This window comes from Bacillus cereus group sp. MYBK195-1 (assembly GCF_051916605.1).
Taxonomy (GTDB): Bacteria; Bacillota; Bacilli; order Bacillales; family Bacillaceae_G; genus Bacillus_A; species Bacillus_A cereus.
The window spans coordinates 1-15,818 of record NZ_JBQAGZ010000017.1 but is presented as its reverse complement, the minus strand read 5'-3'; the positions used below and the strand labels follow the sequence as shown (position 1 = coordinate 15,818).

Here is a 15,818-nt window from a genome sequence, read left to right as displayed (position 1 = left end):
AGCAAGCTCTTAATCCATTCGCTCGACTTGCATGTATTAGGCACGCCGCCAGCGTTCATCCTGAGCCAGGATCAAACTCTCCAATAAAGTTAGTTTGTCTAGCATCTAAAAATAAAAATTGACGTTTCACGTTGTTTGTTTCGTTCAGTTTTCAAAGAACTACTTGGTCGCTCATTTGCGACTTCCTTATGTTAACATTTTCATCTTTCAATGTCAACTAAGTTTTTTATTTCGTTTGTCGCTTTCGACGTTATTGTCATCGGCGACTTGTTCTATATTACACCTCTAAGCTCTAATCGTCAATATGTTTTTATAAAAAATATAAAAAGGCTTATTTATTTTAAAATAAGCCTTTTTATCACATATCATTCTATTCATTTATTATTTTTCTATAATTGGTAACGAAACGATAAATTGAATAATACCATCCCTATATTCCGCTCGAATACTACCACCTTGTAACTCAACAATACTTTTCGCAATCGCTAAACCGAGTCCCGAGCCTTCCGTTACTCTACTTCGAGATTGATCCTTCTTATAGAAACGTTCAAACAAATTCGCTAACTCTTCTCTCGTAAACTCTTCACTATGATTCGCAATTACAATTTGTATATCCCTACGCTGCCTCTGAAGAGAAACTTTTATCTCTCCATCATCTTTACTATACTTAATCGCATTCATTAGTAAATTATCAAATACACGAACCATCTTTTCCGAATCAATCGATGCATAAGCACGTTCCTCAGGAAACTTCTTAACAAACGTAAGTCCATGTTCTTCCGCCTGCGGTACTAACTCTTCTATTAATTGCTCGAGTAGCTCATTCATACAAACTTCCTGTTTTTCTAATACAACTTGTTCATTTGTTAACTTCGTATACTCAAATAAATCTTCTATTAAATTTTTTAACTGCTCCGACTTTGCAAAAGCAATTCTCGTATACTCATCGTGTTGTTCTTTATTTTCATATTTAGAATCTCGAAGTAATCGTAAGTAGCCCATAATAGAAGTCAGCGGTGTGCGTAAATCGTGAGATACATTCGTAATAAGCTCATTCTTTTGCTTCTCTAATTTACGTTCCTTTTCTATATTATTCATAAGCTCTTCTGCCATATTATTAATATTCTCAGTTAAAGCTGCAATCTCATCTTCACCTTTTTTCTCAATGCGGTACGCTAAGTTGCCTCTTTCTATTTCCTTTACACCTTGCGCCATTGCTTCAATCTGCTTCATCTTTCTCTTTGTTATATAGAAGAAAGAGAAAATGAATACAAGAACACCAATTAAAAATGGGAATGGTCCTTCTTTCGTGTCATACATTACCTCTCCCTCTGGAATTCCGCTAACAAACATGTACAAATTCTTTCCTTCAATAGTAATAGGTGAAAAAGATATAAACTCTTTTCTTGTACTTTCAAATACATTTCTACCATCTGTATAATTAATCGCAAATGATGCTGCATTACGAATCGTATTATGCAAATCGATTTGCTCTTCTTGCGCTTGCTTTGTTTTATATAAAACTTTACCACTTTCATCAGTAACCAATATCTTTAAAGCTCTAGACCCTTGCTCTAAATTTTGGTTCTCCATTTCGATCATATTTGATATAGCTTCTAATTTATTTTCATGAACCGAACTATTTGCCGCTCCTTGAGCTTGGTGATTAATTTGTTCCATACCAGCCCGATAATCGATAGTTGCTTGACGATTCGCATTCTCAAAAAATGGCGCAGCTCCCTTCGCTGACAAAACTCCTAATAACGCACAAGCAGCAAAAGTAGTAATCAATTGAATCCTTATACTCTTTCGTACGCTCTTTACTAATTTCTCAATTAATTCTCTTATTTTCCTTATATAAGTAAACGGATTAAATATCTTTTTCAATCTTATACCCCACTCCCCATACTGTTTTTATATATCTAGGTTTCCTTGGATTCTCCTCAATCTTTTCACGTACTTTTCGAATATGCACCATTACCGTATTATCAGACTGGAAAGATCTTTCGTTCCAAACCTTTTCATAAATTTGTTCCGCGCTAAAGACCATACCCGGATTACGAGCTAGTAATTCTAGAATTGAAAATTCCCTTGGGGTCAGTTTCACTTCTTCTCCGTCCACAATAACTTTATGGGTCGAGATGTTTATTTTCATCTCTCCAATTTCTAGCTCGTCCTCATTTTGTATAGCGAAACCATTCATTTTCATATAACGGCGTAACTGAGATTTAATTCTTGCGATTAACTCTAACGGATTAAATGGTTTCGTTACATAATCATCTGCACCCGTTGTTAACCCTAAAATCTTATCCATATCTTGCGTTTTCGCAGAAAGCATAATAATAGGCATTTCTTTCGCTTCCCTTACCTTCATACACATATGAATACCATCCACTTTCGGCATCATAATATCTAATACGACTAGATGTACTTCATTTTCTTCCAATAGACGTAATCCTTCTTCTCCGTCTCCTGCTTGTAATACTTTATATCCTTCATTCTTTAAATAGATTGTAATTAAATTCCGAATTTCTTTTTCATCATCTACGACAAGTATTGTTTCGTGTGCCACAATATCTCCCCCATCACTTTTTTAATCCCTAACTTCTATTATAGGAAAACTTCTGAAGAAAAACGCTCGGAAATCCTTAAGATTTTCTGAAGACGCAAAAAAGGTCTAGACTCCCCTTAAGTCTAGACCTTTAAAAAACCCCTTTTATTTACGAACATAGATGAAATATAGTACGAATAAAACTCCCATAACATACATAATCGGATGAACCTCTTTACGACGACCACTCACAACCATTGTAATTGGATAGAAGATAAATCCAATCGCAATCCCAGTTGCGATACTATACGTAAGTGGCATAGAGATAATTGTAAAGAATGCTGGTACTGCAATCTCGAATTTCTTCCAATCAATTTCCCCTAAGGAAGAAACCATCAAGATTCCTACAATAATTAAAGCCGGTGCCGTTACAGCTGGCGTTACAACACTTAGTAATGGCGAGAAGAATAGTGCCAGTAAGAAGAATCCTGCTGTTACAACTGCTGTAAATCCAGAACGTCCTCCTGCTGCTACCCCTGCAGACGATTCAATGTAAGACGTTGTTGTTGATGTACCTAAAATCGCACCAATTACAGTTGCAATCGCATCTGCAAATAACGCTTTTCCTGCACGTGGTAATTTATTGTTCTTCATTAATCCTGCTTGATTTGCAACCGCTACAAGCGTACCTGCTGTATCAAAGAAATCGATAAAGAAGAACGTTATAATAACAATCCCCATTTGAACTGTGAAAATATCTCCGAAGTGCGTTAACGCCGCGCCGAACGTTGGTTCTAGACTCGGTATTGCTCCCACCACAGCTTTCGGAGTATCAATTAATCCTGTTGCAACTCCTAAGATCGCTGTAAGAATCATACCGTAGAATACTGCACCATTAACTTTCTTAATCATGAAGATGATCGTAGTAACAACCCCGAAGATTGCTAGTAACGTTGTGCCCTTTGTTAAGTCCCCCAACCCAACAAGAACCGCATCGTTTTTCACGATAATTCCGGCATTTTGGAATCCAAGGAAAGCAATGAATAATCCAATACCTGCTGCTACTGCAAACTTTAACTCCGATGGAATTGCATTAATGATTTTTTCACGAATACCTGAAGCAGTAAGAATAATAAAGATAATACCTGACATTAATGTTCCGGCAATGGCCGTTTGCCACGGAATACCCATCGTTAACACTGCTGTATAAGCAAAGAACGCGTTAATTCCCATACCTGGCGCTAAAGCAATTGGATACTTCGCGAAAATACCCATAATTAACGAACCGATCGCTGCCGCTAATGCCGTAGCAACGAATACTGCACCTGGATCCATCCCTGTACCTGCTGGTAACCCTTTAACATTTCCAAGCGACAGCGTAGCAGGATTGACAAATAGTACGTAAGCCATAGATAGAAATGTCGTTAACCCTGCTATGAACTCAGTCTTATAATTCGTACCGAGCTCATCAAACTGAAAATAGCGTTTCATCCTATGTTTCCCCCGTTATATGATTACTCGCCGTATTTCACCCTAGCCCTCTTTTATCCCGAGAAATAAAAAAGGCTTCCATTGCATATATACATGGAAGCGTTCTATAAACAAAGACAAGTTTCCCCTCATCTTTATACAAACGCCTCGTAGTCAAGCCATTTACGGTAGCTAGGTAGAAACTTTCGGGCCATATCCCCGATATTATACGACGGCTATAATATTCACTTTTCGTTTGAATTACATAATCATATTAACTCGACGAAGTAGTTTTGTCAATTTAAAAACGAACATTTTCATAAACTTTTATAGTTTCGTTCGTATTAATGCCGAAATAAAAAAGATCCATCTATGCATAAGCAATAGATGGACCTTTTTATAAATACTATTCCCACTCAATAGTTGCTGGTGGCTTACTCGTTACATCATACACGATACGGTTAACGTGTTTTACTTCGTTTACGATACGTACAGAGATTTTCTCTAATACGTCCCAAGGGATACGTGCCCAGTCAGCTGTCATACCGTCGATAGATGTTACCGCGCGGATACCTACTGTGTAATCGTAAGTACGCTCGTCACCCATAACACCTACGCTACGCATACCAGGAAGCGCAGTGAAGTATTGCCAGATTTCGCGGTCTAAGCCCGCTTTAATAATTTCTTCGCGTAAAATCGCATCAGATTCACGAACGATTTCTAATTTCTCTTCTGTGATTTCACCTAATACACGAATACCAAGACCAGGTCCTGGGAATGGTTGACGCCATACGATTTCATCAGGAATTCCTAATTCTGATCCTAATACACGTACTTCATCTTTAAATAAAGTGTTTAAAGGCTCAATTAATTTGAACTGCATGTCTTCTGGAAGTCCACCAACGTTATGGTGAGATTTAATTGTTTGTGCAGTTGCTGTACCACTTTCAACGATATCTGTATAAAGTGTACCTTGCGCCAAGAAGTCCATACCTTGCAATTTAGAAGCTTCATCATCAAATACGTAAATGAATTCGTTACCGATGATTTTACGTTTTTGTTCTGGATCTTCTACACCTTTTAACTTGTTCATGAAGCGTTCTTTTGCATCCACTTTAATAACGTTCATGTGGAAGCCTTCGCTAAATGTTTTCATAACGCCTTCTGCTTCGCCTTTACGCAGTAAGCCGTGGTCAACGAAAATACAAGTTAATTGATCGCCGATTGCTTTATGAATTAATACTGCTACAACAGAAGAGTCTACACCGCCGCTAAGTGCGCATAGTACTTTTTTGTCTCCAACAGTTTCACGAATTTTTTCTAATTCTACTTCGATAAAGTTCTCCATGTTCCATCCTTCAGAACAACCACATGCGCCGAATACGAAGTTTTTAATTAAATCGTTACCGTGCTCAGAGTGACGTACTTCTGGGTGGAATTGTACACCGTATAAGTTTTTCGCTTCATTGCTCATACCAGCAATTGGGCAAGACTCACTTGTTGCGTCTACTACGAATCCTTCAGGTAAACCAGTTACTAAGTCACCATGGCTCATCCATACAACTTGCTCTTCTGGAAGGTTCGCATATAATTTTGATTCGTTCTCTACTTTAAGAACAGCTTTTCCGTACTCACGGTGATTTGCACGCTCTACTTTACCACCGAAGTGTTGCGTCATAAGCTGCATACCGTAACAAATACCGAAGATTGGTAAACCCAGTTCAAAGATTTTTTCATCACAATGTAATGCACCTTCACCGTATACGCTATTTGGTCCACCAGAGAAAATAATCCCTTTTGGATTCATTGCTTTAATTTCTTCTGCAGTAATTGTATGTGGATGAAGTTCACTGTATACACCGAACTCACGAATTCGACGTGCTATTAACTGATTGTATTGACTTCCAAAATCTAAAACGATAATTGTATCGTGTTGTTTCTTCAAAATAATCACCCCAACGTTAGTTCTCGTATATAAATATTTTCACCAATTTGGCGAAAAGCATTACCAATATAATAAAAAAAGCCAGTCCTCCGCCTCTAGTCTCATAACAAAGAAAAGGCAGGGGTCTGGCTTTATAAAGAAAGATAGTCTCCGCTCTTTATAAATATAAGACACACTGCCTTCATAGTCAGGTTGTTTACGGTAACCCGGTAGAGACTCTCAAACCATATCATTGAGGATATATGAAGGATCGTTTTATATTATCTTCCTAGATTCTAACAATGAAGTATCAATATGGTCAAGAGAGAAAGCGACAAAATTCTACAGAAATTCATTTCCTTTTCTAAAAAACATAAAAAAACATCCATTTCTATATAGAAATGGATGTTTTTTAGGACAAACGGAATTACATCATTCCGCCCATACCGCCCATGCCCATGCCGCCCATGTCAGGCATTGCTGGTGCATTTGGTTCTGGCTTGTCAGCTACTACAGCTTCAGTTGTTAAGAACATAGCTGCAACAGATGCTGCGTTTTGAAGTGCAGAACGAGTTACTTTAGCTGGATCTACGATACCAGACTCAAGCATGTTAACCCATTCGCCAGTAGCTGCGTTGAAACCAACGCCTACTTTTTCGCCTTTTAGACGCTCTACAACTACAGATCCTTCTAGACCAGCGTTGATTGCGATTTGACGAACTGGCTCTTCTAGTGCGCGAAGTACGATGTTGATACCTGTTGCTTCGTCGCCTTCAGCTACGATAGAAGCTACTTTTGTGTATACGTTCATAAGTGAAGTACCACCACCTGCAACGATACCTTCTTCTACTGCTGCACGAGTTGAGTTAAGTGCATCTTCAATGCGAAGTTTGCGTTCTTTCAACTCAGTTTCAGTTGCTGCACCTACTTTAATTACCGCTACGCCACCTGCAAGTTTTGCAAGACGCTCTTGTAATTTTTCACGATCGAATTCAGAAGTTGTTTCTTCTAATTGCGCACGGATTTGACCGATGCGAGCTTCGATTTGTTCTGTGCTTCCTACACCTTCAACTACAGTTGTGTTTTCTTTCGTTACAACAACTTTACCAGCGCGTCCTAAAGATTCAACTGTAGCAGATTTTAAGTCACGGCCTAATTCTTCAGTGATTACTTCGCCACCAGTTAAGATCGCGATATCTTCTAGCATTGCTTTACGACGGTCACCAAATCCAGGAGCTTTAACAGCTACTACATTGAATGTACCACGAAGTTTGTTCACTACTAATGTAGCTAACGCTTCGCCTTCTACATCTTCAGCAATGATAAGAAGTGGTTTACCTTGTTGTACCACTTGCTCTAATACTGGTAAGATTTCTTGAATGTTAGAAATCTTTTTGTCAGTGATTAAGATGTATGGGTTATCAAGAACTGCTTCCATTTTGTCAGAATCAGTAATCATGTAAGGAGATGCATATCCACGATCAAATTGCATACCTTCTACTACGTCTAATTCTGTTGTGAAGCCTTTAGATTCTTCTAAAGTAATAACGCCGTCGTTACCAACGCGCTCCATTGCTTCAGCGATTAATTGACCTACTTCTTCGTCAGCAGCAGAAATAGCAGCTACTTGTGCGATAGAAGATTTACCTTCGATTGGTTTAGAAATCGTTTTTAATTCTTCAATTGCAGCAGTAACAGCTTTTTCGATACCTTTACGAAGACCCATTGGGTTCGCACCAGCTGTTACGTTTTTAAGACCTTCACGAATCATAGCTTGCGCTAATACAGTTGCAGTTGTTGTTCCGTCACCAGCTACGTCATTTGTTTTGCTAGCAACTTCTGCTACTAATTTCGCACCCATGTTTTCGAATGCATCTTCTAATTCGATTTCTTTTGCGATTGTTACACCATCATTTGTAATAAGTGGTGAACCAAATTTTTTCTCAAGTACAACGTTACGACCTTTTGGTCCAAGCGTTACTTTTACTGCATTTGCAAGAGTGTCGACACCGCGAAGCATCGAACGACGTGCTTCTTCACTAAATTTAATATCTTTTGCCATAATAATTGACCCCCTTGGATTTTTTAAGATTTATATAATTAACCGATAACTGCTAAAATGTCACTTTCACGTAAAATCAAGTAGTCTGTACCTTCATATTTCACTTCAGTACCTGCATATTTTGAGAAGATGATAAGATCACCTGCTGCTACCTCTAAAGCAACACGCTCACCATTCTCAAGCACTCGACCAGTACCTACTGCAACAACTTTACCCTCTTGTGGTTTTTCTTTTGCAGTATCTGGTAATACGATACCACTTGCTGTTTTTTCTTCTGCTTGAACAAGCTCAATTACAACGCGATCACCTAATGGCTTTAGCATGAACAATAACCTCCTCATTTTGTTATGTAAATTTCTTTTATTAGCACTCAAGTCATCCGAGTGCTAACACACTTATAATAATAAATAATCTCAATTTCTTTTGCAAGTAAAAAAATCATAATTTTTTCGCAAATCACTATATAAACTTTCTATATAGAATACTGCCTTTACTATATGAATCGTTGTTTCCACTGCTCGTATGTTACAATATGAAAGGACACCCTAAGTTGTTTTCGCTACACACACAACTTTCTCCTGTCTTCTATTATAATTTCAAATAAGGATTTACGAAAAAAACATAATTCAAGTGAGGTTTATATCGTAGGTAGCATATTTACATGTTATCCTAACTTATCTCATACACTATAGTTAGAAAGGATGGTTAAACCATTTGAAGAAACAATACTGGTGGATTATCGTTACATACATTTTAATGCAGTTATCCGGCGTTGTTGGATTACCACTTCTCCTAAAAACAGGACTCTACGATAATAGAGGATTTACCATTGAGGAAAAAGGACAAATCATAACGGGACACTGGGCAATTATTAGCTTCTTTGTTGCATTATGTATCGTACTTTGGTTACTTAGAACAGATATTCGTGACAGGCATTTAGATCCAATGCGCTCTTCTGTCCCAGCTACTATTGGATGGATTTTCATCGGGTTCTTCTTAGCAATCATCTCACAATCCATTGCAGGTATGATTGAAATGTATGTATTTGGGGTTCCACGTGGATCTGAGAATACAGACAGACTGATGGACATCGCAAGAACGATACCTTGGTTCCTTATTGTTGTATCTATAATTGGACCTATCTTAGAAGAAATCGTATTTAGAAAAATTCTATTCGGCACGCTTTATAAGAAGTTTAACTTCTTTATCGCAGCTATCATTAGTTCGCTTGTATTTGCAGCAATTCATTTTGATTTTACTCATTTATTGGTATACACTGCTATGGGGCTCGTATTCGCCTTCTTATATGTGAAGACGAAACGTATTATCGTTCCGATTGCAGCTCATGTTGCGATGAATACATTAGTCGCTATTGGGCAAATTTTTATGAGCAATGAACAAATTCAAGAAATGATTAAAGAAGCTGAAAAAATGCAAGGCTTTATCGGAGGATTTTTTGTATGAGAAACTCACCATTGTTCATGGCTGCACTATACTTCCTTCTTGGATGTATCTTTACACGCTTCGCCATTACGAACGTGACAGATACAATCTGGAATATGTGGACAATACTATTTGCAGTTATGGCAACAATTGATTTTAATTTGGCACTTCGCCTTATATTAATTAAATTCACAAAGAAGAAACAATAATAAAACGCAGAGGTCGCTTCCTCTGCGTTTTATTGTGGATAGTTTTTCAAAAAGTAAACTAATGTTTGTAACTCTACAGCTAAGTCAATATGATGAATTCTAATATTCTCTGATACGTTTAATCGCGCTGGTGTGAAATTCAAAATACCGTGCACGCTTGTTTCAGCTAATCTATCTGCTACAGCTTGTGCTACTGTAGCCGGTACTGTTAATATTGCCACTTGTATATCATTTGATAATCTCTCTTCTAATTCATCTAAATGATATACAGGAATGCCCCCGATTTCTGTTCCAACTTTCTCTTCACTAACATCAAATGCCATTTCAATTTTTGTATTATTGTTTTTCGTGAAATTATAATGTAAGAAAGCGGTCCCTAAATTACCTACTCCAATAAGTGCTACACGTGTTATATCATCTTGATCAAGTGTTTCACGGAAAAATGATAATAAATAATTTACGTTATATCCATATCCCTTTTTCCCTAACGCTCCAAAATACGAAAAATCTCTTCGTATTGTTGCGGAATCTACTTTTACTGCCTCACTCAATTCGGCCGATGAAACACGCTGCTTACCAGAAAGAGATAAGTTTTGGATAAATCGATAGTATAGAGGCAATCTTTTAGCAGTGGCTTGTGGAATCTTTTGCTGATCCATATGACCTCTCCTCTCTTCCTATCTTTATTCATATACTTTAATCAAATACAGAAGTTTAGCACTCATTAAATTCCTTGTATAATAAAGAGAAGAAGTATTCTCTCTTTATTTTAAACTATACACTATTTTTAGTATGATTGAGAAATATAAACATGGCAAAGTTAAGAAATTATTTGAGGTGAAAACATTGATTTTATTACAAGTAAACGCGCTTTCGAAATTATACGGTGCAGAAACGATTCTTGCAAACATAAAATTGGAAGTACAAACAAAAGATCGTATCGCATTAGTTGGAAGGAATGGAGCAGGCAAATCTACATTATTAAAAATTATCGCTGGTGAATTATCTCATGATGGTGGCGAAATTATAAAACCGAAAGATGTCTCAATCGGATATTTAGCTCAAAATACTGGACTAGAAACGTCTTTAACAATTTGGGATGAAATGCTAACCGTCTTTACCCACTTACAGCAAATGGAGACAAAACTTCGAAGGCTTGAGCAAGAAATGGGAAAAGAAGAAAACTTTTCAAACGAAGCTACATATGAAAGATTGTTAGCTGATTATGACCAATTGCAACTCAATTATAAAGATCAAGGTGGATATCAATATGAAGCGGATATTCGCTCCATTTTAAGCGGCCTTGGCTTCCCAGTTGAAACGCACCAGACGACGATCTCTACTTTAAGCGGCGGGCAAAAAACAAGATTAGCTCTCGGGAAATTATTATTAACAAAACCAGACTTACTTATTTTGGACGAGCCTACAAACCATTTAGACATCGAAACATTAACGTGGCTTGAGCAATATTTACAAGGTTATCCTGGCGCAATATTAATCGTTTCACATGACCGTTATTTCTTAGACAAACTCGTTACACAAGTATATGAAATTTCGAATAAAGAAAGCAGACGATTTGTTGGTAACTACAGTAAATATTTAGACTTAAAATCAGCATTATATGAGCAAGAAATGAAACGTTACGAAAAACAACAAGATGAAATCGCAAAACTTGAGGACTTCGTTCAAAAGAATATAGCTCGCGCTTCTACAACGAAACGTGCTCAAAGTCGTCGTAAACAACTAGACAGAATGGAATTATTAACGAGACCATTAGGGGATTCTAAGTCAGCATCATTCCACTTCGATATTGAAAAGCAAAGTGGAAATGATGTTTTACAAGTAAATGATGCAACCATCGGCTATGATGAGAACCCTATAATTGAACATGTAACTATGCGCTTAACTCGCGGAGATAGTGTTGCTTTAGTTGGTCCAAACGGAATTGGGAAATCCACATTGTTAAAGTCTATTGTGAATAAGTTACCACTATTAAATGGTGATGTTTCTTTCGGATCAAATGTATCTGTTGGTTATTATGATCAAGAACAAGCAAACTTAACATCTTCTAAACGGGTTTTAAATGAATTATGGGATGAATATCCACTGCAACCTGAAAAAGAAATCCGTACTATACTCGGGAATTTTTTATTCACAGGAGATGATGTACTGAAACCAGTATCTTCTCTTAGTGGTGGACAAAAAGCTCGATTAGCTCTTGCAAAACTTATGATGCAAAAGTCAAATTTGTTAATTCTAGATGAGCCTACGAACCACCTTGATTTAAATAGTAAAGAGATTTTGGAGAATGCTTTAATTGATTACCCAGGGACTCTTCTATTCGTCTCACATGACCGCTACTTTATTAACCGTGTAACAACGACTGTGGTTGAGTTATCAACAGAAGGTGCACAGGAATATTTAGGGGATTACGATTACTACGTTGAAAAGAAAAATGAAATGATTGAACGTGCAGAACTTGAACAGCAAGAAAGTGACATTCCTGTTCAAAAGGTGGTTGCACAAGAGAAATTAAATTATTTAGAAGAAAAAGAGCGTAAAAAACTAGAGCGTCAACGCACTAGAAAAATTGAAGAGCTAGAACAAAGTATATTAGAATTAGAAGAAGAAATTGCTACGTTAGAAGATCAACTTTGCTTACCAGAAATATATGCAGATTATGAAAAAGCTAGTGAAATTACAACTAAAAAGCAAACGCTACAAGAACAACTTGAAACTTGTATGGCAGAATGGGAAGAGCTGCATGTATAAGCATATTTAAATATGGAAGATGTCTCATAAGTCAGGATTTTTGACTATGCGACATCTTTTTTTCTTTTAATACAGAAACAATTTTTTGAGTATATCAATCGTAACTTAGAATATACCAACGATTTTTCAAATATACCTATTGTAACCCTATATATATTAACAATTCGACACGAAATATCGATTTAACGACAAAGATTGACAATATTAGCATCTTCTATAATAGAGGGATGTTTCAAAATGTTTTTCGGGGATATCTTCTTACTTTTTATTTCCCGAAAAACAACAAATTCAAAGGTCTGACATCATCCTATTTATCCACAAGTTTATACACATATCCACCTTTATAAAATAAACCTTAAAATAACTTTTCCACATTATCCACAATCAACAAAAAAGTTATCAACATTTTATATACACAATAAAACCCACATTATCAACAGACAATATGGGTTTTATCCACAACCTGTGGTTAATTATGTGCATAACTATGCTTCAATATCTAATCCTGGATTTGCATTTAAGGCTAATGTTGCACGCTTACCTTGTTCATAAGCAATTGTCCCTGCCGCTGCAATCATCGCTGCATTATCTGTGCATAAAGATAGCGGTGGAATAATTAATTCAATGTTTTCTTTTTGTGCAAATTCCTCTTCTAATCGCGCACGAAGTCCTTTATTAGCAGCTACTCCACCAGCAAGAAGTAATTGCTTTACATTGTAAGCTTCTGCTGCACGAGCTGCTTTCGTTACAAGTACATCTATTACACTTTCTTGGAAACTTGCCGCTAAATCTTCTGGCGCAATTTCTATACCGCGTTGTTTTGCGTTATGCACAGTGTTGATAACTGCTGATTTCAATCCACTAAAGCTAAAATCATATGAATCCGGTTCTAGCCATGCACGAGGCAAATCAATTGTCGGTTCTCCTTCATGTGCCAGGCGATCAATATGAGGACCACCTGGATATGGCATAGATAACGTACGAGCTACTTTATCATATGCTTCTCCAGCTGCATCGTCTCGTGTTTCACCAATTACTTCGAATGAACCATGTTCTTTCATATAAACAAGTTCCGTATGCCCACCAGATACAACAAGTGATAATAACGGGAATTGAACTTCTTTTACTAAACGGTTCGCATAAATATGACCAGCAATATGATGAACACCGACTAACGGAATATCATGTGCAAACGCTACTGCCTTCGCTGCATTTACTCCAATTAGAAGTGCTCCTACTAAACCAGGACCTTCTGTTACAGCAATTGCATCAATATCATCAAATGTGATGTTTGCTTCCTTTAAAGCTTCTTCTAACACAACTGTAATTTCTTCTACATGATGACGGGATGCAATCTCTGGTACAACGCCGCCAAAACGTTTATGACTTTCAATTTGTGATGCAACGACATTCGCAATAATTTCCGTTCCATTTTTAACAACTGCTACTGCTGTTTCATCACAACTTGTTTCAATACCAAGTATAATCGTATTTTTTTCCATTATATATTCACCCACATTACGAGACCATCTTCCTGATTGTCTGCATAGTATCGTTTACGAATCCCACCATTTTGAAATCCGTATTTTCTGTATAACTGCTTTGCTACTTCATTTGATACACGTACTTCAAGTGTCATTGTTTTTACCCCTAGTTCTTTCGCTTCAGAAATAACTGCTTTCAATAGGGCATCTCCTAACTTTTGACCTCGGTATTCTGGCAAAATAGCTATATTTGTTATATGTGATTCATCAATAATTATCCACAATCCACAATACCCGACTACACGACCATCTTTTTCTAACACAATATAATGTGCATGTTCATTCATCGTTAATTCACGATGAAAGGCATCTGCAGTCCAAGGAGTTGAAAAAGACGCTTCTTCAATAGCTACAATTTGAGCAATATCATCAAGCTCCATCTTTCTAAATATCATATCCATCTTCTGCAAGCTCCTACTTGTTTTGACTTTCTAACCACTTTGTTTCAGCTTCAGCTAAACGAAGATAGCTCGGAACAAACGTATGCACATCTTGTTCTTCTTTTTGTAATCCTAAGAATGCTAGCTCACTTGGTCTTGGATTATTTTTAGTAAATGGAGCGAATACAGCTTGATCACCTAAATGTTCTATAATTGTTTCTTTATGCAATTTAACATCGTTACCGATAAATAAAACAGGCTGTCCTTTATCTTTTAACATTTGCAACCAGTCCACAATAAGAATAATTCGGTCTTCTTCTATTGAAGTTAACTGCTCTCCATCATATGTATATAACCCTGTATAAATTTGCCCACGTCTTCCATCAAATAAAGGACAAATTAACCCGTTAAAGTTAGCACCGTTTGCAGCTACTACCTCTAAACTTGATACACCTACAATTGGTATTTGAAGTGACCAAGCTAATGTTTTTGCCGCTGTCACGCCTATGCGAACACCTGTATAGGATCCAGGTCCAGCAGCTACAACGATTTTAGTTAATTCCTTCGGTTTTACGCCACACTCTTTTAACAGTTTCTCTACAGCTGGCATAAGACGTACAGAATGGTTTTTCGTTAAATTTGTAATGATTTCCCCAATTACGTTTCCTTCCTCAATAAGGGATACACCCATTACGTAATTTGAAGTATCAATTGCTAGTACTTTCATCTTGTAATAGCTCCTCACATAATCTAATATAGCGATCTCCAATTGGCTCGAGTATAATTCTTCTTGTGTCATCTCCAGCATGGAATAAACTAATTTGTAACTTTTCATTTGGTAAATATGCCTCTATTAAATGAGCCCATTCTACTACCGTAATTCCTTCACCGTAGAAATATTCATCAAAGCCTAAGTCCTCTTCACTTTCTGCTAAGCGATACACGTCCATATGATATAGCGGTAATCTTCCTTTATATTCTTTAATGATATTAAAGGTAGGACTATTTACAACTCTTTTCACTCCAAGACCTTTTGCTAGTCCCTTTGTAAAAGTCGTCTTACCAGCTCCAAGATCTCCTTCTAAAATAATTACATCTTGTGCCTCTACGAGCTCACCTAGTTTTTCTGATAACCTTTGTGTCTCCTCAGAAGATTTTGTTGTTACTTCATATTTACTCACAGACTTCACCTACTTTACTCACAATGTTCTCTGCTCTTTATTATACAGGTTTTGAATATATAAAAAAGTCCTTAGGAGTTGTCCTAAGGATAGTTTGACTGTCTTTATTAGTTTTTTGTTAAAACAAATAAAAAAATACGAAACAACTTGTTTCGTTCTTTTCTTTATATGAAATGGCGGTCCCGACCGGGGTCGAACCGGCGATCTCCTGCGTGACAGGCAGGCATGTTAACCACTACACCACGGGACCATTTGGTTGCGGGGACAGGATTTGAACCTGCG

Annotated in this window: 14 protein-coding genes, 1 tRNA gene, 1 rRNA gene and 2 riboswitches; of the genes, 3 read left to right on the top strand and 13 right to left on the bottom strand. The window is 37.1% G+C overall.

Features of this window, described 5'->3' with window-relative positions; all coding sequences use genetic code 11:
* The 7 genes from ACTFRY_RS29435 to groES form a co-directional block, all read right to left on the bottom strand.
* A 16S ribosomal RNA gene (locus tag ACTFRY_RS29435) occupies positions 1-87 on the bottom strand; the annotation flags it as partial.
* Positions 88-381: 294 nt separating this feature from the next.
* Positions 382-1,887, bottom strand: coding sequence for an aminopeptidase AmpS (ampS, locus tag ACTFRY_RS29430; protein ID WP_016119030.1), 1,506 nt, complete (start codon positions 1,885-1,887; stop codon positions 382-384).
* Complete coding sequence (locus ACTFRY_RS29425) at positions 1,871-2,572, bottom strand: response regulator transcription factor (RefSeq protein ID WP_000929884.1); 702 nt, start codon at positions 2,570-2,572, stop codon at positions 1,871-1,873. The genes ampS and ACTFRY_RS29425 overlap by 17 nt, the downstream gene beginning before the upstream one ends.
* A gap of 144 nt (positions 2,573-2,716) precedes the next feature.
* The gene (locus ACTFRY_RS29420; protein ID WP_000833094.1) at positions 2,717-4,042 is read right to left on the bottom strand and encodes an NCS2 family permease; all 1,326 of its coding nucleotides are present in this window, start codon (positions 4,040-4,042) and stop codon (positions 2,717-2,719) included.
* 130 nt (positions 4,043-4,172) lie between these two features.
* Positions 4,173-4,274: riboswitch (purine riboswitch) on the bottom strand.
* Between the two features lie 153 nt (positions 4,275-4,427).
* Positions 4,428-5,966 carry a glutamine-hydrolyzing GMP synthase gene (gene guaA / locus ACTFRY_RS29415; RefSeq protein WP_136986380.1) on the bottom strand — a complete coding sequence of 513 codons (1,539 nt, stop codon included), beginning with the start codon at positions 5,964-5,966 and terminating at the stop codon, positions 4,428-4,430.
* 164 nt (positions 5,967-6,130) lie between these two features.
* Positions 6,131-6,232, bottom strand: a riboswitch (purine riboswitch).
* A 140-nt stretch (positions 6,233-6,372) separates the two neighbouring features.
* Positions 6,373-8,007: a chaperonin GroEL gene (groL, locus tag ACTFRY_RS29410; protein WP_001029993.1), complete on the bottom strand. Its 1,635-nt coding sequence runs from the start codon at positions 8,005-8,007 to the stop codon at positions 6,373-6,375.
* 38 nt (positions 8,008-8,045) lie between these two features.
* Positions 8,046-8,330 (bottom strand): co-chaperone GroES, encoded by a 285-nt coding sequence (gene groES / locus ACTFRY_RS29405; RefSeq protein WP_000917311.1) that lies wholly within the window; start codon positions 8,328-8,330, stop codon positions 8,046-8,048.
* Positions 8,331-8,721: 391 nt separating this feature from the next.
* Here groES and ACTFRY_RS29400 point away from each other — a divergent pair, with 391 nt between their 5' ends.
* Complete coding sequence (locus ACTFRY_RS29400; RefSeq protein ID WP_000745328.1) at positions 8,722-9,471, top strand: CPBP family intramembrane glutamic endopeptidase; 750 nt, start codon at positions 8,722-8,724, stop codon at positions 9,469-9,471.
* Positions 9,468-9,659: a YdiK family protein gene (locus ACTFRY_RS29395; protein ID WP_001246200.1), complete on the top strand. Its 192-nt coding sequence runs from the start codon at positions 9,468-9,470 to the stop codon at positions 9,657-9,659. Before ACTFRY_RS29400 ends, ACTFRY_RS29395 begins: the two co-directional genes overlap by 4 nt.
* A gap of 29 nt (positions 9,660-9,688) precedes the next feature.
* Here ACTFRY_RS29395 and ACTFRY_RS29390 read toward each other — a convergent pair whose 3' ends face one another.
* The gene (locus tag ACTFRY_RS29390; protein ID WP_000372699.1) at positions 9,689-10,318 is read right to left on the bottom strand and encodes a redox-sensing transcriptional repressor Rex; all 630 of its coding nucleotides are present in this window, start codon (positions 10,316-10,318) and stop codon (positions 9,689-9,691) included.
* A 187-nt stretch (positions 10,319-10,505) separates the two neighbouring features.
* Between ACTFRY_RS29390 and ACTFRY_RS29385 the strand changes: the two genes are divergently transcribed.
* A complete protein-coding gene (locus ACTFRY_RS29385; RefSeq protein ID WP_000602145.1) occupies positions 10,506-12,431 on the top strand; it encodes an ABC-F family ATP-binding cassette domain-containing protein in 1,926 nt (641 codons plus the stop codon).
* A 485-nt stretch (positions 12,432-12,916) separates the two neighbouring features.
* Here the strand turns inward: ACTFRY_RS29385 and tsaD are convergent, their stop codons facing one another.
* The 5 genes from tsaD to ACTFRY_RS29360 form a co-directional block, all read right to left on the bottom strand.
* Positions 12,917-13,933, bottom strand: a complete 1,017-nt coding sequence (gene tsaD, locus ACTFRY_RS29380; RefSeq protein WP_000414585.1) for a tRNA (adenosine(37)-N6)-threonylcarbamoyltransferase complex transferase subunit TsaD — start codon at positions 13,931-13,933, stop codon at positions 12,917-12,919.
* Complete coding sequence (gene rimI, locus ACTFRY_RS29375; protein WP_000367190.1) at positions 13,933-14,376, bottom strand: ribosomal protein S18-alanine N-acetyltransferase; 444 nt, start codon at positions 14,374-14,376, stop codon at positions 13,933-13,935. Before rimI ends, tsaD begins: the two co-directional genes overlap by 1 nt.
* Positions 14,377-14,389: 13 nt before the next feature.
* The gene (gene tsaB, locus ACTFRY_RS29370) at positions 14,390-15,082 is read right to left on the bottom strand and encodes a tRNA (adenosine(37)-N6)-threonylcarbamoyltransferase complex dimerization subunit type 1 TsaB (RefSeq protein ID WP_098617237.1); all 693 of its coding nucleotides are present in this window, start codon (positions 15,080-15,082) and stop codon (positions 14,390-14,392) included.
* Positions 15,063-15,536 carry a tRNA (adenosine(37)-N6)-threonylcarbamoyltransferase complex ATPase subunit type 1 TsaE gene (tsaE, locus tag ACTFRY_RS29365; protein ID WP_000049644.1) on the bottom strand — a complete coding sequence of 158 codons (474 nt, stop codon included), beginning with the start codon at positions 15,534-15,536 and terminating at the stop codon, positions 15,063-15,065. The genes tsaB and tsaE overlap by 20 nt, the downstream gene beginning before the upstream one ends.
* Positions 15,537-15,710: 174 nt before the next feature.
* Positions 15,711-15,786: transfer RNA gene (locus tag ACTFRY_RS29360), tRNA-Asp, on the bottom strand.
* Positions 15,787-15,818: the final 32 nt, after the last annotated feature.

What these genes read in the sequence shown, in the direction of transcription:
- ACTFRY_RS29420 (WP_000833094.1), bottom strand. Translation starts at nt 4,042, where the DNA reads ATGAAACGCTATTTTCAGTTTGATGAGCTCGGTACGAATTATAAGACT.
- groL (WP_001029993.1), bottom strand. Translation starts at nt 8,007, where the DNA reads ATGGCAAAAGATATTAAATTTAGTGAAGAAGCACGTCGTTCGATGCTT.
- groES (WP_000917311.1), bottom strand. Translation starts at nt 8,330, where the DNA reads ATGCTAAAGCCATTAGGTGATCGCGTTGTAATTGAGCTTGTTCAAGCA.
- ACTFRY_RS29395 (WP_001246200.1), top strand. Translation starts at nt 9,468, where the DNA reads ATGAGAAACTCACCATTGTTCATGGCTGCACTATACTTCCTTCTTGGA.
- ACTFRY_RS29390 (WP_000372699.1), bottom strand. Translation starts at nt 10,318, where the DNA reads ATGGATCAGCAAAAGATTCCACAAGCCACTGCTAAAAGATTGCCTCTA.
- tsaD (WP_000414585.1), bottom strand. Translation starts at nt 13,933, where the DNA reads ATGGAAAAAAATACGATTATACTTGGTATTGAAACAAGTTGTGATGAA.
- rimI (WP_000367190.1), bottom strand. Translation starts at nt 14,376, where the DNA reads ATGGATATGATATTTAGAAAGATGGAGCTTGATGATATTGCTCAAATT.
- tsaB (WP_098617237.1), bottom strand. Translation starts at nt 15,082, where the DNA reads ATGAAAGTACTAGCAATTGATACTTCAAATTACGTAATGGGTGTATCC.